The 18,905-nt window shown below is 40.1% G+C and carries 18 protein-coding genes; 4 read left to right on the forward strand and 14 right to left on the reverse strand.

Annotated features, from left to right (window positions below; genetic code table 11):
* Positions 1 to 169 precede the first annotated feature (169 nt).
* The 6 genes from BM098_RS09355 to BM098_RS09380 all read right to left on the reverse strand — a co-directional run bounded on the left by BM098_RS09355 (position 170) and on the right by BM098_RS09380 (position 5,867).
* The gene (locus BM098_RS09355) at positions 170 to 1,135 is read right to left on the reverse strand and encodes a tRNA dihydrouridine synthase (protein WP_089832681.1); all 966 of its coding nucleotides are present in this window, start codon (positions 1,133 to 1,135) and stop codon (positions 170 to 172) included.
* 179 nt (positions 1,136 to 1,314) lie between these two features.
* Entirely contained in the window at positions 1,315 to 2,115 is an 801-nt protein-coding gene (locus tag BM098_RS09360) for an energy-coupling factor transporter transmembrane component T family protein (protein WP_089832683.1), read from the reverse strand.
* Entirely contained in the window at positions 2,112 to 2,969 is an 858-nt protein-coding gene (locus BM098_RS09365) for an energy-coupling factor transporter ATPase (RefSeq protein WP_089832685.1), read from the reverse strand. The genes BM098_RS09360 and BM098_RS09365 overlap by 4 nt, the downstream gene beginning before the upstream one ends.
* Entirely contained in the window at positions 2,960 to 3,772 is an 813-nt protein-coding gene (locus BM098_RS09370; protein WP_159430159.1) for an ATP-binding cassette domain-containing protein, read from the reverse strand. Before BM098_RS09370 ends, BM098_RS09365 begins: the two co-directional genes overlap by 10 nt.
* Before the next feature lie 89 nt (positions 3,773 to 3,861).
* On the reverse strand, positions 3,862 to 4,800 hold the full coding sequence (menA, locus tag BM098_RS09375) for a 1,4-dihydroxy-2-naphthoate polyprenyltransferase (protein WP_089832689.1): 939 nt from the start codon (positions 4,798 to 4,800) through the stop codon (positions 3,862 to 3,864).
* A gap of 20 nt (positions 4,801 to 4,820) precedes the next feature.
* Positions 4,821 to 5,867 (reverse strand): FAD:protein FMN transferase, encoded by a 1,047-nt coding sequence (locus BM098_RS09380; RefSeq protein ID WP_234987475.1) that lies wholly within the window; start codon positions 5,865 to 5,867, stop codon positions 4,821 to 4,823.
* 508 nt (positions 5,868 to 6,375) lie between these two features.
* Between BM098_RS09380 and BM098_RS09385 the strand changes: the two genes are divergently transcribed.
* The 4 genes from BM098_RS09385 (at position 6,376) to BM098_RS09400 (ending at position 10,372) form a co-directional block, all read left to right on the forward strand.
* Positions 6,376 to 8,250 carry an NAD(P)/FAD-dependent oxidoreductase gene (locus BM098_RS09385; RefSeq protein ID WP_089832691.1) on the forward strand — a complete coding sequence of 625 codons (1,875 nt, stop codon included), beginning with the start codon at positions 6,376 to 6,378 and terminating at the stop codon, positions 8,248 to 8,250.
* A 160-nt stretch (positions 8,251 to 8,410) separates the two neighbouring features.
* Positions 8,411 to 8,851 carry a NusG domain II-containing protein gene (locus BM098_RS09390; protein WP_159430160.1) on the forward strand — a complete coding sequence of 147 codons (441 nt, stop codon included), beginning with the start codon at positions 8,411 to 8,413 and terminating at the stop codon, positions 8,849 to 8,851.
* A complete protein-coding gene (locus tag BM098_RS09395) occupies positions 8,844 to 9,395 on the forward strand; it encodes a Gx transporter family protein (protein ID WP_089832695.1) in 552 nt (183 codons plus the stop codon). Before BM098_RS09390 ends, BM098_RS09395 begins: the two co-directional genes overlap by 8 nt.
* Complete coding sequence (locus BM098_RS09400) at positions 9,392 to 10,372, forward strand: polyprenyl synthetase family protein (protein WP_089832698.1); 981 nt, start codon at positions 9,392 to 9,394, stop codon at positions 10,370 to 10,372. Before BM098_RS09395 ends, BM098_RS09400 begins: the two co-directional genes overlap by 4 nt.
* A gap of 144 nt (positions 10,373 to 10,516) precedes the next feature.
* Here the strand turns inward: BM098_RS09400 and BM098_RS09405 are convergent, their stop codons facing one another.
* From BM098_RS09405 to glcT, 8 genes are all read right to left on the reverse strand, one after another.
* Positions 10,517 to 11,050 (reverse strand): polymer-forming cytoskeletal protein, encoded by a 534-nt coding sequence (locus BM098_RS09405; RefSeq protein WP_089832700.1) that lies wholly within the window; start codon positions 11,048 to 11,050, stop codon positions 10,517 to 10,519.
* 223 nt (positions 11,051 to 11,273) lie between these two features.
* A complete protein-coding gene (locus BM098_RS09410; RefSeq protein ID WP_089832702.1) occupies positions 11,274 to 11,684 on the reverse strand; it encodes a S1 domain-containing RNA-binding protein in 411 nt (136 codons plus the stop codon).
* Positions 11,685 to 11,761: 77 nt separating this feature from the next.
* The gene (locus BM098_RS09415) at positions 11,762 to 12,139 is read right to left on the reverse strand and encodes an FtsB family cell division protein (protein ID WP_089832704.1); all 378 of its coding nucleotides are present in this window, start codon (positions 12,137 to 12,139) and stop codon (positions 11,762 to 11,764) included.
* Between the two features lie 307 nt (positions 12,140 to 12,446).
* Positions 12,447 to 12,719: an RNA-binding S4 domain-containing protein gene (locus BM098_RS09420; RefSeq protein ID WP_089832706.1), complete on the reverse strand. Its 273-nt coding sequence runs from the start codon at positions 12,717 to 12,719 to the stop codon at positions 12,447 to 12,449.
* 51 nt (positions 12,720 to 12,770) lie between these two features.
* Entirely contained in the window at positions 12,771 to 14,090 is a 1,320-nt protein-coding gene (yabN, locus tag BM098_RS09425) for a bifunctional methyltransferase/pyrophosphohydrolase YabN (protein WP_089832708.1), read from the reverse strand.
* Positions 14,091 to 14,119: 29 nt separating this feature from the next.
* The gene (locus BM098_RS09430) at positions 14,120 to 15,655 is read right to left on the reverse strand and encodes a polysaccharide biosynthesis protein (protein ID WP_089832710.1); all 1,536 of its coding nucleotides are present in this window, start codon (positions 15,653 to 15,655) and stop codon (positions 14,120 to 14,122) included.
* A gap of 140 nt (positions 15,656 to 15,795) precedes the next feature.
* Entirely contained in the window at positions 15,796 to 17,802 is a 2,007-nt protein-coding gene (ptsG, locus tag BM098_RS09435; RefSeq protein WP_307725244.1) for a glucose-specific PTS transporter subunit IIBC, read from the reverse strand.
* 183 nt (positions 17,803 to 17,985) lie between these two features.
* Positions 17,986 to 18,828 carry a glucose PTS transporter transcription antiterminator GlcT gene (gene glcT / locus BM098_RS09440; protein WP_089832714.1) on the reverse strand — a complete coding sequence of 281 codons (843 nt, stop codon included), beginning with the start codon at positions 18,826 to 18,828 and terminating at the stop codon, positions 17,986 to 17,988.
* Between the last annotated feature and the right edge of the window lie 77 nt (positions 18,829 to 18,905).

The following is an 18,905-nucleotide window of genomic DNA, read 5'->3' on the forward strand; positions in this document are numbered from 1 at the left end:
CTTTTACCAAACTTTAGCGCTTGTGACATCCCTATCATATCTAAATCTTCAATCACAACCGCATCATAATTTGTTACTAATGCTTTTGATTTATGTTAAATTACGGCATGATCAATGGTATAAAAATAAAACAACCCCCTAAAATCCATAAAGGGGGTTGTTACCAATATTAATCGTCTATTTGGCCATACTCTGCTAAAACAGCCCGTACTTCCTCTGTCGTATGCGTCGTCATCAGTTGATTACGCAGTTCACTTGCCCCTCTAAAACCACGGACATAAATCTTGAAAAAGCGGCGCAGTGGTTTAAACAATCGGTTTTCCATACTTGAATAGTAATCAAATAAATCTAAATGACGATGCAACAAATGGAGGAACTCCTTGTAGTCGTGTTCTTTCTTTTCTACCTCAAACGCAAATGGATTCTTAAAGATACCACGGCCAATCATCACCCCATCAACACCGTACTGCTCAAAAAGTTCTAAGCCCTGCTGTCGGTCAAGAATATCGCCATTAATAGTAATTAAAGTGTCCGGCGCAATCTCATCACGCAGTTGCATAATGTCAGGAATTAGCTCCCAGTGCGCATCCACATCGCTCATTTCCTTACGCGTACGTAAATGAATCGATAAATTGGCAATGTCTTGTTTTAGAATATGCGTTAACCAATCCCGCCATTCTTCCACGTCAGTATAACCGATGCGCGTCTTCACACTAACCGGTAAACCACCCGCTTTTGTTGCATCAATAATGGCCGCTGCTTTCTCAGGATGATTGATCAGACCAGAGCCTTTACCTTTTGTCGCAACATTGGCGACCGGACAACCCATGTTAATATCAATCCCTTTAAAACCAGCTTTTTTTAGACCTAAACTCATTTGTTTAAAATATTTCGGTTCATCGCCCCAAATGTGAGCCACCATTGGTTGTTCATCTTCGGTGAAAGTTAACCGACCTCTGACACTTTCTTTTCCTTCAGGATGACAATAACTCACGGTATTAGTGAATTCAGTGAAAAAGACATCCGGTCGCGCCGCTTCACTGACGACATGTCGAAACACGACATCGGTGACGTCTTCCATTGGTGCTAATATAAAAAACGGTCGCGGCAAATCCCGCCAAAAGTTTTCTTTCATGTTAAAACCCTTTCTATTCAAGACACACGACATATCAATTAACTGTCGAGCGTTCGTTTTTCTATCTAGTTATATCATGACTGTTGTGTCAATATCAATGCTATTGCTTAAAAATCCTCAAAAAGAAAAAGCCAATGAATCTCTCATTCAGCTTTTCACTTCTTTCATCTTTCCATTGATTATCCAAAGACATTAATCGTCATTACAACGACGGTTAAAACAACTAACAAACCGACACCTAGCGTATCTTTTACTTGCCATGTCAAAGCGCGGTAATGGGTCCGTTTGGCCCCACTTTTATAACCTTTAACCTCAAGGACATCAGCCATATCTTCAGCTCGTTTTAATGAGTGAGCAAAGAGTGGTAAGACGAGCGGGGTGAGAGCTTTCATCTGTTCTAGTAGATTCCCTTCACCAAACACCATGCCGCGTGCTTTTTGCGCATTCATGACCTTTTCTGTCTCGTCTAATAAATTCGGAATAAACCGAAGCGCAATCGACAGCATCAGACTTAATTCCTCGACAGGGACATACAGATACCTAAGTGGTTTTAACAAGAAGTAAATCGCATCGGTTAAATCAATCGGTTTAGTCGTTAAGGTAAGGACAGTTGAAATAAAAATCATCTCAACAAAGCGCAAAAACGTATATGCCCCGCTCAAAAGACCAAATTCGGATAGCGTAAAGAAGCCAGCTTCATAATAAATCTCACCACCACGTGTCGTTATGATCCGTAATACGGTCGCAAACAAAATCAGCCAGATGAGCGGTCTGACTCCGCGCACATATGTCTTAAGCGATACGCCGGTTGACAACATGATAACAAGGGTGAGCGTGAAAAAGACACCTTGGAGAATCATGCCGTCAAGAAAGAATAATAAGCCGATAAAATAAAGGACAAAAATGAGTTTAAATCGCGGATCAAGCTGATGAATCAGTGAACTTCCCGGGAAATAACGCCCAATGATTAATCGATTCATACCCATCCCTCCTCGATTAAGTAATCAGCCAGCTCTGTTAATGTTAGTGACCGATGATTTAACTGCTCACCCTTCGCCTGTTCCAATTGTTGTTGGAGAGATAAAGCTGTCGGAACATCTAACTGATAACGCTCCAGTAAGGCTTGGTCTGAAAATAATGACCGCACGTCTAAGTGGGCTTTAATTTGACCTTCTGCCATCACAATGACGTCATCAGCATAATGAACAACGTCATCCATGTCATGAGTCACCATGAGCGTCGTTAACTTCTCTGTTTTGTGCAAGTGAGATAACATCTCTAGAATCTGTTTTTTAGCAACCGGATCTAACCCAGCGGCTGGTTCATCTAACACAAGGATATCTGGCTTTGTCGCAAGAATCCCCGCAATCGCCACCCGACGTTGTTGTCCACCCGAAAGACTAAAAGGTGACCGCTCAAGGAGCGATTGATCAATCCCTGTCAACTGACACACGTGCTTGATAGTTGTATCAATCTCACTGTCTGAGATGTTAAAGTTACGTGGACCAAAAGCTAAGTCCTCGTAAACTGTCTCGGCAAACAATTGATGTTCTGGAAATTGAAAAGCCATGCCAACGCGCTTTCGCACTTGTTTTAATGCTTGTTTTGACGCTTTAGCGGTAAACACAACCTCACCAACACTCACCTCACCAACACTCGGTAACAGTAAGCCATTAATGAGTTTGAGTAGACTAGACTTCCCGGCACCGGTTGGACCAACAACGGCTGTAAATGAACCTGGTGTGACCTCTGCCGATAAGTCTGTCAAAATATCTGCCCGTTTAATCGGACCGAGTTGATAATTAGCACTGACACGATTAAAAGTTATGTGCATAAATATTTCACCAGGTCTGCTTGTGACATAAATCCTTCTTTTAACGGATGATTTCTTTCAATCAGTAGCCGGTGCAGCGCCTCACTTGGCGGTGGCAAAAGACGAGGGTTCCGTTCATAAACATCCGCTACTGTCCCGTCATCTTTTAGTTTAGCTTCCTCCATCACCATCACCCGATTACTATGCTCGACTTCTTCTGGGTCATGGGTAATCGAGATAATGGTGAGTGGGTACGTTTCTTTCAAGTCACGTAATAAGTCCAATAAGTCCCGCCGACTATATGGGTCTAACATAACAAACGCTTCATCAAAGATCATCACATCCGGCTGCATCGCTAATAATCCTGCAATTTGCACCCGCTGTTTTTGCCCACCGGAAAGACTAGTCGGGTCCTCAGTTCTTAACTCCCACATACCGACGTCTTTTAATGCGTTTTCCACACGGCGCTTCATGTTCGGTCTGGAAATCTGTTGGTTTTCTAAACTAAATGCCACATCATCTTCAACTGATGTACCGATAAACTGATGATCCGGATTTTGAAACACGACACCAACGCTTTTTCTAAATAACGGTAACGTATCCTCCGAGAGCAAGACACCGTTAAGAAACACTTCGCCTCGGTCTAAGTGATACAACCCCGACAACACTTTGGCAAGGGTGGATTTACCAGACCCATTATCGCCAATCAAACTGATCCACTCGCCCTCATAAAGCGCTAAGTTGATATTTTCTAACTGATAGTGATCGTAGCGTTTATCATAGCGGTAGTAACCGTTCGTCACATTTAACACTGTTTTTCTCACGATGTCTCACCTCTTTCATTTCATTATAGTGGCTTAATAGTCGACATGCTTGGAAAGCGATCTATTCTTACACACTCACCAAAAAAACATTACATAAACAGCGCTAATAAGAAACTCGCCACAATTGCACCATTAACAATCACTAAGTTTTTCACTGATACGACAAACGTTTCTTGTTTGATTTGTTTTTTATTAAATAACTGCACATGTTTTAACACCGGATAAAAACTAACAAGACTAATCAGCACAACAACCGGGACAATTTGTAACACTACGGCAGTAATAATTGCGACAAAACTTAACAGATAAAGGACATTGAATAATTTCACCGCTGCGCCCTTACCGATATAGTAAGGCAGTGTAAAGCGGTAATTACTAATATCTTCTTCTAAATCACAAATGTTATTCGCAAGCATAAGATTCGCAATTGTTAAGACACTCGGTAAGCTAATCAAGAGAATCTCTAATAGATAAATCAAATTTGCTTCAAATTGTAACGTCGCACCATCAAAGCCTAAGTGAACAATACCTTGGTCATAGGCATTAATATAAACAGCTAAAAAGATAATCCCAAATCCCATCGTAAAACCGGAGAAAACCTCTCCAAGCGGCATACGTGACAAGGGAATCGGACCGAATGTATAAAAGATGCCAATCGCAAAACAGATTGCACCAATGACTAAGACAAATAAATCCGTTCTTACTGTTAGCCAAATCCCTAATCCACTTGCGATCACAAGCATCGTCACGATGGTTTTAAAGACGCGTGTTGTTGGAATATTTTCTTGACCGATAATGTTGCGTTCTTTACGGTACTGATCTGAGGTGGCTTTTAAATAATCCATGAAGTTATTAATCGCCGTCGTTGTTAAATCAAACAACAACATCGCGGTAAAGAAAATAAGGGTATTCACCACATTAAAGCTATTAAAGCGGAACCAGACGAATAAGATTCCGATTAAAAACGGAAACACACTCGCAATTTTCGTTTGGATTTCAACAAGTTTTAAAAATGTAGGTATCGACATATTTTGCACTCCTTCTTATTTTATGATGCATCTGTTTCAAAGTTTTCATTCAAGACTTCAAATTGATCAGTTAATCCACTGGATAGCAAAATCCGTTTATCTTTCGTGACAAACACCGCTTCAACATCCTCTAATGTCTCAATCAACTGAAGACCCTCATCTAAACCTAAACTAAACACCGATGTTGATAAGGCATCACCAGCCAGGGACGTCTCACTCACAATGGTGACGCCTGCGATGTCATTATCGTATGGATAACCTGTTTTTGGATTAAGAATATGATGATACTGTTCACCATCCACTTCTAGATAACGTTCATAAATACCTGAGGTCACAACCGATAAATCACTTGCTCGGATCCGACCGAGTAGTTGGCCACGCCCTAAGTAAGGATTTTGAACCCCCACCGTCCACGCATCACCTGTTGGCCGGTTTCCTTTGACATACACATTACCACCGAGGTCGATAATTGCCGTGGTCACACCTTCAGCATCAAAATAGGCGACGACTTCATCAGCAATAAAACCTTTGGCAATCCCACCAAGGTCAAGTTCCATATGTTCAGACGGTAAATACACTGTTTGATTTGTTTCATTAAGTTCAATTTTAGTATAGTCAATGATTGGTAATGTGTCATCAATCTCAGCTTGAGACGGCTTTCTAGCATCGTCATAACCAATTCGCCATAAATTTGTTAATGGACCGGTCGTCACATCAAAGCCACCATTAGATAATGCCCCATAGTGGATTGCTTCTTTTACTAAGTTAAAGACCGGCTCTGAAACTTCAACTGGTGCTAAACCTGCATTTTTATTAATCGCACTCACTTCAGACGTTGCGATTTCATCACTTAATACGGCTTCCCAGTCAGAAATCAAGTCAAATGCCCCTGACACTGCCGCTTCTTTTCCTTCATTATATACCGATAAATTAACAACCGTTCCCAGCACAAAACCTGTTTCTTTTATTGGACTATCTAATAAACCATCATCGTTACCGCAAGCCGATAATATTAAAACAGCCAGCAATAACACGCCCAACCACTTATGACCTTTTAAATGCATCATCTTCATCCCTCTTTCATATTACTATTATTTTTGTGAATACCATCACATAAATAGTTTTTAATAAACAAACGGCACATAGGCCTATCACTTCGTCTTTATTAAACAAAATTCAACCAAAATAATCCGCGGTTCCACTTTAAGTCATTCATTTTCTTTTACTATTCTAGCGGTTTTTCTTGTCAATGTGAATACTTTGACAACTATTTTGTATAAATAATTACTTAAATTACAACCTTTCGACTAAGACACCCTTATCATGTGCTCATTTATCCGTTTCTTACCATTCTAGATTAATAGTGTGTTAATGAAGTTTCTTAATTTTTGTGGCAACATATTTCAATATATGTATATAACTATGTGAAAATCTATACTTTTTATATATTTTCTTATAAAATCTTTCAAAAGCCCTAGACATCCGCTAAAAATGACGGTAGAATAGACAAAGGTTGTTCAAGTATTCACAACAAATTTTTAATTTGAAACAAATATATATTAGGAGAGTGAGCGTATGGCTAAAAAAGATATCGTCTTGATTGGCGCCGGGTATGCAGGCGTTCATGCGGCGAAAAAATTAGCTAAGAAGTTTAAAAAAGATGATGATGTGACAATTACACTAATTGACCGTCACTCGTACCACACAATGATGACAGAATTACACGAGGTGGCAGCACACCGCGTGGAGCCTGATGCGATTCAATTCGACTTACGTCGTTTATTTAACCGCACAAAAGTGAATCTTGTCACAGACAATGTAACCCATGTTGATCATGATAAGAAAATGGTTATCACTGAAACAGGTGAGTTTAACTTTGACTACCTTATTCTAGGTATGGGCGGGGAACCAAATGACTTTGGTACACCTGGTGTGAAAGAACATGGCTTTACCCTTTGGTCATGGGAAGATGCTGTTAAAATGCGTGAACAAATTGAAACAATGGTGTATCGTGCCGCAAATGAGGCTGATGAAAAAACTCGCCGTGCCATGTTGACGTTTACTGTATGTGGTTCTGGCTTTACTGGGATCGAACTTGCCGGTGAATTGCTTGAATGGAAAGATCGTCTAGCAAAAGATCATAAACTTGATCCTGAAGAAATTACGATTTACGTGATTGAAGCAGCACCAACGATTCTCAACATGCTAGAGCGTCGTGATGCTGATAAAGCAGAGCACTACTTACAAAAACATGGCGTACGTATTTTAAAAGATTCTCCGATTGTTGAAGTTCGTGAAAATGAAATTGTCCTTCAAAGCGGTGAAATCATTCCAACTTATACACTCGCGTGGACAGCTGGTGTGAAAGCCAATACAGATACAGAATCATTCGATTTAGAACAAGCGCGCGCAGGCCGCTTAAAAGTTAATAAATACATGCAATCAGAAGAACATAAAAACGTCTATGTTGTAGGTGACCTAGCGTACTTCGAAGAAGAACCTGGTAAACCAACACCACAAATCGTTGAAGCGGCTGAGCAAACAGGTACAACGGCAGCAAAAAATATTATCGCTGAAATGACCGGTGGCGAAAAAGTTGGTTATGAAGGTAAATACCACGGTGTCATGGTATCAATTGGCGCACGTTACGGTGTGGCCGACTTAATGGGCTTACACTTAAGTGGTTGGTTTGCTAATTTAATGAAGCACATCGTTAACCTCTACTACTTCTTTGGTATTGGTAGTGGTTACTATATGTTCAAGTATGTTGAACACGAATTCTTCCATACAAAAGATAAGCGTAATATCTTCCGTGATTTCTTTACCCGTTACGGTAACGTCATTTGGAGTATACCACTGCGTATATTCGTCGGTGGTTTCTGGATTGCTGAAGCCGGTTCTAAGCTTTGGGGTAAAACAAAGTGGGACGAAGCGACCTCTAGTTTCTCTAAAGTCGGTGAACTATTCAAGGGTCTTGGTGAAGATTCATGGTTAGTTTCTGATACACTTAATATCAACTTCGGTTGGTTACAAGATGCAACATCAGCGGCATCTGATGCCGGTGCGAGCAGTGAATGGGCAGAGCCAATTCTATCTGAAATGCCATTCTGGTTTGAATGGATCATGAAGATTTTTGTACCAACACAAGAGTTAGCTCTTTTCGCACAAAAAGCGATGGTCTTCGTTGAGCTTGCGATTGGTTTAGCTTTAATTGCTGGACTGTTTGCTTGGTTAGCATCAGCGGCAAGCGCTGCTTTCCTTGTCATGTTTACGTTAACGGCTATGCTTGGTTGGGATAAAATATGGGCTCTTCCAGCATCAATTGCCTTACTTAATGGATCAGGTCGTACGTTTGGTTTAGACTACTGGGTGATTCCATTTATCCAAACAAAACTCAGCAAGTTCTGGTACGGAGAACCGAAGTCGATATACTCCGATCATAAAAAGTAATGTACACTTAAATAGTTAGAAGTAAATGCGATGGCTTTCTTCACTGAGGGCCATCGCACTCTACTTTTATCACCTTTATGGTAGTAAGTAGAAATGATTGAAACATCTGTGTTTCACCTTTACAATAAAGAAGAATAAAACAATGAAAGGAAGGATAGAAATGAAACGATTTTTAAAACTCGCAACCATCAGCGATATGTTCGTTATTCTTGTACTAATCGGGATTTCTTTTCTTCCTTTTGCTGTTTTTTATGCCGAGCAATCATCCGGTGGTGAACGCTTTGTTGTCATCACCAAAGACCAAACAGTGTTGCATGAAATCGCACTCTCAGACATAGATGGCCCCCAACAGATCACGATTGATTCTGATGACGGGCACTATAATACGATTGATATATCCAGTGATGAGGTGCATATGCACGATGCTAATTGTAATGACCAGGTCTGCGTTCGCTCAGGTACAATCGACTCACCAGGTGAAACGATTGTCTGTCTTCCACATAAAGTTATTGTTGAAATAACTACCAAAGACACGGGTGCTGATCAAGAGATTGATATTATTAGCTCATTTATTTTCTTGAAGGAGTTACACTATGAGTAATAATCAACGACTTGTCTATATTGCCCTACTCGCTAGCCAAGCTGTCATTATCGGCTTAGTTGAGCGCATGATTCCTTCACCCTTTTTCTTTGCTCCAGGCGCAAAACTTGGGCTTGCGAACATTATTACGTGTATGGCGTTATATACGTTGCCCGTTAAAGATACGATGAAAGTCATCGTGATCCGTTTATTACTCCAAACCCTTCTAGCAGGGACAGTCTCTACCTTCCTCTATAGCGGGATGGGAGCACTGGCAAGCTTTTTAGGGATGTTATTTGTTAAGCATTTACCAAAGGTCAGTATTATTGGTGTGAGCGCAACCGGATCTGTGCTTCATAACGTTGGTCAATTAGTTGTCGCAAGTCTGGTGGCTAACACTTTTAGTGTGATGTTGTATTTACCTATATTATCGCTGATTGGGATTTTAACCGGGATTGCGACAGGGATTGCCGCCCATTACTTATTACATCACGTCGAACGTCTGCACTATTATATGGACTTAAAAACACTTGAAATAGATGATATGAAAGAGGTTAGATTATGACTTCCTACCAGATTTGGCAAAATGATAAGACGCTTATCAATGATCTTCAGGACGTTGAAGCGATGATTGATCAACATATACGAATTAAAAACAAACATATAGAAGCGCAAATAAAGAAGGTAACGAATAACCACGGGAAAATGTTACGTCCTGTCTTTGTCTTACTCACAAGCCAAATAGGCAATCAATATAACCGAGAGAAGGCGATTGCCTTTGCGGCCGCATTAGAAACACTCCATATGGCGACCCTGGTTCATGATGATGTGATTGACCAAGCAGATACTAGGCGCCAAATCTCAACGTTACACACAGTAAAAGATAATCGCTATGCGATTTATGCTGGGGACTATCTCTTTTCTATTTGCTTTAATATGTTGTCAAAATACACCGAAGAATTAAATTTGCTCAACTATAATGCCCGGAGTATGGAAAAAGTCTTAATCGGTGAACTTGATCAGTTAGAGTCACGCTTTACGCCACCGAAGAGTGTGAAAAGTTATCTATCGCGCATTTCAGGAAAAACAGCACAACTTTTCGCAGTGAGCTGTTATACCGGTGCGACTGAAAGCGGTGCTTCATTGCGCGATCGACAGCGAGCCTATAACATGGGGAAATATATCGGTATGGCTTTTCAAATCATTGATGATATCTTAGATGTTGAAGGCGATGAGAAAAATGTTGGTAAACCGGTCATGGCTGACATTCGCCAAGGTATTTATACGTTACCACTGATTTATAGTTACCAACAACAACCTGAAACGGTCGGAGCTTTACTAGATAAAGCGACACCATTTAGCGATGACACCATTGCTCAGTTGAAGTCAGCGATCGACAAAACCGGTGGTGTATTAGCTGCACAAAAACTGGCCACGCGTTATACTAAAAAAGCATTAATCGTCTTAAATAAGTTACCAGATGGTGACTACAAAACAACACTTAAGCACATTATCACCGATATGTTAGCACGCACTTTATAGTTTATAACTTGATAGTTAAAAAGGATAAATAGCGCTCACAACCTAAAAGAAGGTTATGAGCGCTATTTTTAGTTAGATAAGGTAGAAAAAACGTCATGAAAAAGAACTTGGGTCCCCCCCAAGCTCTTTGTCTTTACTTATTAATTATTCTTCGACTGATACTTCGCCTTCAACTGTACCATCTAAAGCAGCTGATGCTTCATAATCAGCATTGGCAAAGATAACATTACCTGTTACTGTAGCTGATTCGTGTAAGTTAAAGCCATCTGCTTCAACGTAGACATCACCTTCAAGCATACCACCTTGGAAGCGCAAGTTTTCACTTTGAACAACTAAACGATCCGTTGTAATTGTCCATTGGTCAATAATATTATACTCATCATCTTGTGTGTAAGCTGCGATTTTACGGTAGATATCGCCATCTTCTTCGCCACCATCACGGAATTCACCCGCAACAACAAGCTCACCGTCTACTGTCATGTCTTGTGTTGGGATAATGATCCACGTACCGTTTTCTGATGCTGTTTCTTTTAGTGCTTCACCGTCATCAGCAACTGAGGCTGCTGTTGTAGCGTCTGCGCCTTCGTCTGTCGCATCATCAGAACTTGTATCGTCTGAACCACATGCAGCAAGAAGTACGACAGATAAAATCATCGCTAAAAATAATTTGAATTTCATGTGAAATTCCCCCTAAGTTAATTAGTTTATGTACGTCCTCACGTACATGTTTATTATATCACATATTTCTACTTTTTAAACATAAAAGTATAGTTAGGTGTCATTTTTACACATTTTTTGATACTTTCTTCTTAGACCGCGGCAAAACAAAACAAGCGATCATTTCTACTAGAGAAATGATCGCTTGTCCGATCTATTTTAAGCTCAAAGCTTACCGTAAGAATTAGCCTCTTTTCGCTCCGCGACCACCGCGTTTAGATTCCGTATGTTTTTTTAGTGATGCGAGACGATCTTCTGAATCTTTTAAGAAACGATTCATTTTCGACTCGAAATTCTCTGGACGTTCACGCGTTGGCTTTTGTTGGCTATGATTTGGCTTACGGCGAGTTGGTGCCGGGTTATCCTTTGCCTTTTTAATCGATAAACCAATTTTACCATCAGATTCGACGTTAAGGACTTTAACTGTCACTTCGTCTCCAACTTTTAAATGCTCGTTAATATCCTTCACATAATTATCGGCAACTTCACTAATGTGGACCAGACCTGTCTTACCTTCTGGTAATTCCACAAACGCACCAAAATTTGTGATTCCCGTTACCTTACCCTGCAGCTTTTTGCCTACTTCGATTGACATAAAAAAAATGCTCCTCCTTAAGAATTAAAAAAAGATATAATACCTAACTACATTATAGCTAAGCAATGAAAACAATGTCAATAAGATGGCGTCTCTTCTGTTAATTTAAATATGATTTCGCCCTCTTTTGTGAGAAAATAGTTCGTTTTTGCGATTCGCAAGATATAATCTTCATCTTGTAAGAGATTAATTTCTTCCTGCAAGGTCGTTTCTTCTGCTTGAAGGTTCGTTAATTCTTCCTCTAAATGGTTATATTCTTGTTGCTTTTTCGCATAGAGTGACTGCTTTTCTATGTAAGCATGCGCAAATGCGGCAATGGTAATGAAGAAGATAATGCCAAAAACGATGAGACGTCGACGCAAGAGACGTTGTCTTCTTTTAAAACGTTCTTGTTTCGCATCATACTTATTCATATAATTGGATCGAATCCGTTTTACATTATCTCTTTCGCCCATCACAATCTCCTCCTTTATTCATTTCCAATCTTTTTAACTTACATATATTGTACTATAGTTTGATGAAAAATGTATCCACCTTTTTACGGATTAATTCAGACGATTCTTGCGTTATTTCACCATTTTCGCATATCTTAACCGCCCTTTGACACCCTTTTTGTTAGTTCTTCCCTCTTTTTCTTTGATTGTGTTAAACTTGGTTTAAGTTCACTCTAGGTGCTCGGTCAAATCGAGTGGTTAGTTTTCTAACATATAAAAACCCCCCTTATGCTTAGAAGATATACATAGAGGAGGTGTAAATAGAAAATTAAAATGGATCTTTCTTTGCTACTGGTTCATCTTTAATCACTGTATAGAGTGATTGCGCTTCATCTTTCTTAACGTTCTCTCTTAAATCATTGATCTTAATCGTTAATATTTTCTGACCAAACGTAATCACAAGTTCATCTTCTACTTTTACAGTCGTTGATGCCTTTGCCTGGTTACCGTTAACCATAATACGCCCTTGGTCTGCCACTTGTTTTGCGAGTGTTCGACGTTTAATTAAGCGTGAGATTTTCAAAAATTTATCTAAGCGCATTATACGCCCTCCTTTAGTGTCTTTTTCATTTATTATAGCATGACTTGCCTTTTATCTATCCTTATATTGTTTCACGATCGCTTGATTATAGCTCTCTAAGGCAACATCACTCTTAATATTATCATAGCGCGCTTCAGTTATAAGCGCAAATAAAAGCGCCCCTAGCTTATGTTCTTTTTGATTAGTGTCACTCTCACGAAAAGCGATCAATGCTTCATTAACAGAGATAGCTGGCTCATCTAAATCGGTAATGGTTTTACTAATTGCCTCTGCTTTTACGAGTGGACTAGCTGATTTTGGTATGCGATCAAAGACTGACTGACGATTGGCTTTTTCTTTAGCTTTAATCGCTTGCCAGTTCGCAATGACGTCTGCTTCACCTGACACCGTAACATCACCAAACACATGGGGATGACGACGAATCATTTTTTCTGAGAGTGTACGGATGACATCATCCACCGAGAAATAACCGCTGTCTTCTCCAATTTGACTATGAAGTAGGACTTGGAGTAACACATCCCCTAATTCTTCAATGATACCATCATCATCAGCCGCATTAATCGCATCGATGAGCTCATAGGCTTCTTCAATCAAATGATGTCGCAAGGATTCATGCGTTTGTTTCTGATCCCACGGACAGCCCCCTGGTGCTCTTAAGCGATAAATAACTTGTCTGATATAATCAAACTGGTGAGATAACAATGATTCTTCTGGTTTTTTAACGTAGATACTCGTTAAATTAGATAGTGTGACCGCACGGTCTAAATCATAAAGTGGGACGGTTTCGATGCGTTCTGTTTGGGCACCGGCTGCTTCAACGACGGTGACAGGATAATCATCCGGTAAGTCTTCCATTAACGTAAGCTTTAATTCAGATGCAATCATCTGGTCGTAGACTTGGCAAAAAACTAAGTGTTGATGATAGTTAATGTCTTCCCGAATTAAATCGGTCGCGTCAAGAAAACTAAAACCATCAATCGGGTCAAGCTTTACCGCTCGAAACAAGTCGTCTAAATAGCTTTGACCACCAATGATTTCAACCTCAACAGTTGCTTCAGCTAACAGTAATTGAACAGTTTTTTCTGCGAGCATCGGATGTCCGGGTACCGCATATAAGATATCGGACGCCTTAGATAAGTAAATCAATTGCTCAGCAATTGTCTGGTACACCTCTTCGAAACGATCGTGCGCAGTATAGACATCATCAAATGATTGAAAAGTGACGCCTTCTGCAGTTAATGTCTCAATGACTGGGTGGTCGATTGTCCGGGCATAAATCGTTCCCTTATAGTTGGTGAGTGTCTGGTAGAGACCAACGGATAATTGTTCTAAATCGCCGCCCCCCAAACCACAAATTTGTATCATTCCCATCTGTATTCTCCTTTATCTCTTATATTTCCTTACTTTCTCATCAATAGTTGTTTTTCTTCGGTTGTCACGGCCTTAAATTTAATAAGCGCTAGACTATAAACCACCACACCAACAACAATCAGCCCTAGAAGATAAATCAGTTGTAGGAACCGTGATTCACTGAATAAATATGAGTCAAGTATAACGTCAAGGCCGACGACGCTTAAGGTGAGTGCCAAAAGCGCACCCAACATGCCGCGAAGTGGGACTGAAAAGCGTTGTTTTAATTGACGTCCCAGCAACATATGATTGACAACAAAAATCGTCAGCGTACCAAGTACTGTACTCACCGCTGCACCTGGTAAGAGTAACAACGGAATCAAGAGTTGATTCCCTAAATATTTAACTGTCAGTCCGCTTATGATGGCAATGACGACGTGCTTACCTTTTCCATTAGCTTGCATGATGCTTGACGTTAATATTGCTAGTGAGGTAAACACAATCGACACAACAAACAGCTGTAGACTCACCGTCCCGGCGGTATCTTTAAATAACACTAGATTCACTTTGGGCATCAAGATAATTAAGCCCGCTGTTGCGGCCGTAGATAAGTACAATCCAAACCGATAAGCTGTAGTAGCAAGTTGCATGAATTTTTTAAGATCCGCATTTTTCGTCGCTTGTGTTAATCCTGGTACAAGTGCCAAGGTGATTGCACTTGAAGCGACAATGCCTAACTGACTCAGCGGCTGGGCCCGGTCAAGAATACCTTTTAACTGTTTGGCTTCTGACAAGTCAACCCCTTGTTGATGCAGCAACTCAACTAAAGTAAACGCATCAACCCACTGTAGCAACAACAACATCATATGGTTCATCGCAATGATCACACTATAAAAAATAAGCGGCTTTACGAGCACTCGATAATTAAAAGCACCGCGGCGCCCTTTCATTTTTGAAGTCATCGGTCGTACTCGTTTTTGATTAAAGTGAAAATAGCATGTGGCAACTACAGCGCCAATAATGGCACCGATACTCGCAACAACTCCAATCGCATACAGTGACCAAGTTGTCCTCATAACTAAAACGGCACCGCCAATAATAATACCGACGCGAAAAAGTTGTTCAAGTACTTGCGAAAGCGCTGTTTGTTCCATTCGACCCTCAGCTTGACTAAACCCGCGCTGTAAGGCAAGTTCCGGTACAACCCACAACAGTAAAAAACTCACACGCAAACCTCGCATCAGTTGTTGATCACCCATCCACTCTGCAAGGATAGGGGCTGAGAAAAACAACAAGCTAAATAGCAAGGTCGTGACTGAATAAAGAAATAACCGGATGTACCGCTTATTTTGTCTCATCTGTGGATGTTCAATCACGAGTGCGGCCATGCTTTGTGGTAGACCGTACAACATCATCATCGTCATCATTCCGATAAACGGGTAGATTTGTTGGTAAATATAAAAGCCGACATCACCAGTAATATTTTGAAGCGGAATTCGGTAAAAGGCACTTAATACTTTACTTAACAAACCGGCATACGTTAAGATGATTGCCCCTCGGACCATCTCTTTATCTGTTTGACTCATTATGACATTCCTCTCAACTTCATTTCACCGTCCATTATATCATAAATAGGCAAAAAAAAGCCCCATCCATGGCAAGGATAGGGCGTTCAATAAGGTATACTGAAATAATATATCTTAAAGCACAATGTGCTCTAAAGATCTTAACTTAATTGCGCAAAGTCTGATTGACCTTTGTCAATCTTTCCTTCTGATACACGGACAGATTGTCCTTCTTTAAGGTTAGTGAAAATAACCGGTGTTACCGTTGATGCAGCATGTTCACGGATATAATCAAGATCCATCTCCATGATCACATCACCTTTTTTCACCATTTGACCTTCTTCAAGTACTTGAGTAAAGCCTTTACCTTCTAACTTCACTGTATCAATGCCGATGTGAATAAGGATTTCTAAACCATTATCCGCTTCGATACCAATCGCGTGTTTCGTTGGGAAGATATTTAAGATTTTACCATCAACCGGGCTGGCTACTTCACCAACAGTTGGATTAATCGCAAAACCATCACCCATCATTTTTTGTGAGAAGACCTGATCAGGTACTTCTGTAATTGAGATTAAATCACCGGTCATTGGACTTTGAATATCAAGTGTGTCCATGTCAACATCCACACTTGGTGCTTCTTGTGCTTCTACTGGACGCGGTGTTTTACCATCGATTATATCTTGCATTTGACCACGGATTGTATCAGACACAGGGCCAAAGATCGCTTGGATGTTGTTACCAACTTCCATCACACCACTAGCGCCTAATTCTTTTAGGCGTTTTTTATCAACATTTTTAATGTCACTCACACTCACACGTAAACGTGTAATACAAGCATCTAAGTTAGTAATATTTTCTTCGCCACCCATTGCCTCTAGAATCGCAAATGGTCGGTCGTCTTTACTACTTGCTTTGACTTCTTTTTGGTCTTCTTCTTCACGACCTGGTGTTTGTAAGTTAAACTTCGTAATCGCAAAGCGGAAACCGAAGTAGTAAATCACACTAAAGGCTAAACCTACAACGATGACCCAGAACCATTCCGTACGGTTAGGCATGACACCAAAGAGGATAAAGTCAATCAACCCACCAGAGAATGTCATACCAATCTTAACATCAAGCAAGTACATCGTCATAAATGATAGACCAGCAAACACGGCATGAATACCAAATAAAGCTGGTGCTACGAATAAGAATGAGAATTCTAATGGTTCGGTAATACCGGTTAAGAATGATGTTAACGCAGCAGATAACATTAAACCACCGACAATCTTTTTCTTTTCAGGACGTGCGGTATGATAAATCGCAAGTGCTGCAGCTGGTAGACCGAACATCATGAATGGGAATTTACCTGTCATGAAGTTACCGGCAGTAAAGTCGACACCGTCAGATAACTGGGCAAAGAAAATTGTTTGATCCCCGCGGACAATTTCACCAGCCGCTGAAACATATTCACCAAACTCGTACCAGAATGGTGAGTAGAAAATGTGGTGCAACCCAAATGGAATGAGTGAACGTTCAATAACACCAAAGACAAAGGTAGACACCGCACGGTTTGTATCAAGCATTAAGTGAGATAAAGCATTTAAACCATCTTGTGCAAATGGCCAAAGAAAGACCATCACTAAACCGAGTAAAAGTGACGTAAACGCTGTGATAATTGGGACGAAACGTTTACCAGCAAAGAAACCTAAGAACGGTGGTAATTCAATATTAAAGTATTTATTGTACATATATGAAGCAAGAACACCGACAATGATACCACCGAATACACCTGTTTGAAGGGTATTAATACCAAGCATTTGGGTATAGGCTGGCTCTGCTGTCATTTCTGGTGTGACACCTGCGAAAACACCCATGGTGACATTCATAATTAAGTAACCAATAATAGCAGCAAGACCTGCAACACCGTCACCTTTTGAAAGTCCAATCGCAACACCAACCGCAAAGAGTAGCGGTAAGTTGGCAAACACAATACCCCCGGCTTCGTTCATGATTTGTAAAATCAGTTGAACACTTTCATTTCCAAACCAAGGGAATCGTTCTACCCAAGAGTCTTGGGCAAAACTTGCACCAAAGGCAAGTAAAATACCCGCAGCAGGTAGTAACGCAACTGGCAACATAAGGGATTTACCGATTTTTTGTAAAGTACCAAATAAGTTTGACATAATAATTTTCCTCCTTTTTTTGTTGCTTCCGCAATCAAAATGTAGGCGCTTTATTTTGACTCAATCGTTTTTCGGCCTAGGATGAAAAACAAAAAGGCATGAGTAAAAAAGGCATAAAGGGTAGACGTCTCGCTACTCTTTAAAATGCTTTTTCACTCATGCCTGATCGAATCAGTAACACGTTTACATTTTATTTGTAAGCCGTTGCAAATGAATCGTTAAATAAAGAACTTCCGACTCATCAACGGATTTATTTAATTGCTTCTGCATAACTTTAACTAACTTCCAGGATAAATTATAGCATGTAGGATACGTCATTTTCAAGACATTTTTTAAATTTCGTTCTTTGCCAAGGATATTCGCTTGATCCACCCGGTCAATCGCGCGGTGTAAATGTTGCAATAATCGGTTATAATTCACATCACCCTTATCGATGGTAACACTTAAGTTTTCTTCAATCAATTCGACCATTAAGGCAATCAATTCATGGTGTTTATTTAAGTCACGAATCTGACGATCAGTAATGGCGCTATGAATGTGCAGGGCAATAAAGCCAATTTCACCTTCTGGAAACTGAATATCTAACTTGTCGTCGATTTTATCGACAATTTCATGAGCGACTTGAAATTCTTTAGCGTACAGTGACTCTATTTCAAATAAGAACGGATTACTAAACTGAATATTACCACCCGCTCGTTTAATCGCAAAACTTAAGTGATCCGTTAAGGCGACATGAATATGCTCATTCAGTGGTTGGTCCATGCGTGATTCTATATAAAAGATAATATCGTTTAAAAATTCTATAAGTTCAGGGTCTTGATGTCTAATTAACGTTTGATACTGTTCGATTTCTTTTTTGTCAGATAAGATAAAGGTCTTTTCTGCATCATTCAAACTGATTGTATCACCCTTCTTACGGTTAAAACCAATCCCTTTCCCAATTAAGACGACTTCATCTAACACATGGTCTTTAGCGATAACCACATTGTTATTAAGCGCTTTTTCTACTGTTAAAACTTTTCCCATACCATTTTCCCCCACTTATAAGACATCATGTTATTACTATCCTAGCGAGTTTAGCACAACTTGACAAGTAAAACCTT

This window comes from Halolactibacillus halophilus (assembly GCF_900115605.1).
In the GTDB taxonomy this organism is placed as follows: domain Bacteria; phylum Bacillota; class Bacilli; order Bacillales; family Amphibacillaceae; genus Halolactibacillus; species Halolactibacillus halophilus.

What these genes read in the sequence shown, in the direction of transcription:
- BM098_RS09360 (WP_089832683.1), bottom strand. Translation starts at nt 2,115, where the DNA reads ATGAATCGATTAATCATTGGGCGTTATTTCCCGGGAAGTTCACTGATT.
- BM098_RS09355 (WP_089832681.1), bottom strand. Translation starts at nt 1,135, where the DNA reads ATGAAAGAAAACTTTTGGCGGGATTTGCCGCGACCGTTTTTTATATTA.
- BM098_RS09390 (WP_159430160.1), top strand. Translation starts at nt 8,411, where the DNA reads ATGAAACGATTTTTAAAACTCGCAACCATCAGCGATATGTTCGTTATT.
- BM098_RS09430 (WP_089832710.1), bottom strand. Translation starts at nt 15,655, where the DNA reads ATGAGTCAAACAGATAAAGAGATGGTCCGAGGGGCAATCATCTTAACG.
- glcT (WP_089832714.1), bottom strand. Translation starts at nt 18,828, where the DNA reads ATGGGAAAAGTTTTAACAGTAGAAAAAGCGCTTAATAACAATGTGGTT.
- yabN (WP_089832708.1), bottom strand. Translation starts at nt 14,090, where the DNA reads ATGGGAATGATACAAATTTGTGGTTTGGGGGGCGGCGATTTAGAACAA.
- menA (WP_089832689.1), bottom strand. Translation starts at nt 4,800, where the DNA reads ATGTCGATACCTACATTTTTAAAACTTGTTGAAATCCAAACGAAAATT.
- BM098_RS09415 (WP_089832704.1), bottom strand. Translation starts at nt 12,139, where the DNA reads ATGGGCGAAAGAGATAATGTAAAACGGATTCGATCCAATTATATGAAT.
- BM098_RS09395 (WP_089832695.1), top strand. Translation starts at nt 8,844, where the DNA reads ATGAGTAATAATCAACGACTTGTCTATATTGCCCTACTCGCTAGCCAA.
- BM098_RS09365 (WP_089832685.1), bottom strand. Translation starts at nt 2,969, where the DNA reads ATGCACATAACTTTTAATCGTGTCAGTGCTAATTATCAACTCGGTCCG.
- ptsG (WP_307725244.1), bottom strand. Translation starts at nt 17,802, where the DNA reads ATGTCAAACTTATTTGGTACTTTACAAAAAATCGGTAAATCCCTTATG.
- BM098_RS09410 (WP_089832702.1), bottom strand. Translation starts at nt 11,684, where the DNA reads ATGTCAATCGAAGTAGGCAAAAAGCTGCAGGGTAAGGTAACGGGAATC.
- BM098_RS09405 (WP_089832700.1), bottom strand. Translation starts at nt 11,050, where the DNA reads ATGAAATTCAAATTATTTTTAGCGATGATTTTATCTGTCGTACTTCTT.
- BM098_RS09385 (WP_089832691.1), top strand. Translation starts at nt 6,376, where the DNA reads ATGGCTAAAAAAGATATCGTCTTGATTGGCGCCGGGTATGCAGGCGTT.
- BM098_RS09420 (WP_089832706.1), bottom strand. Translation starts at nt 12,719, where the DNA reads ATGCGCTTAGATAAATTTTTGAAAATCTCACGCTTAATTAAACGTCGA.
- BM098_RS09400 (WP_089832698.1), top strand. Translation starts at nt 9,392, where the DNA reads ATGACTTCCTACCAGATTTGGCAAAATGATAAGACGCTTATCAATGAT.
- BM098_RS09380 (WP_234987475.1), bottom strand. Translation starts at nt 5,867, where the DNA reads ATGATGCATTTAAAAGGTCATAAGTGGTTGGGCGTGTTATTGCTGGCT.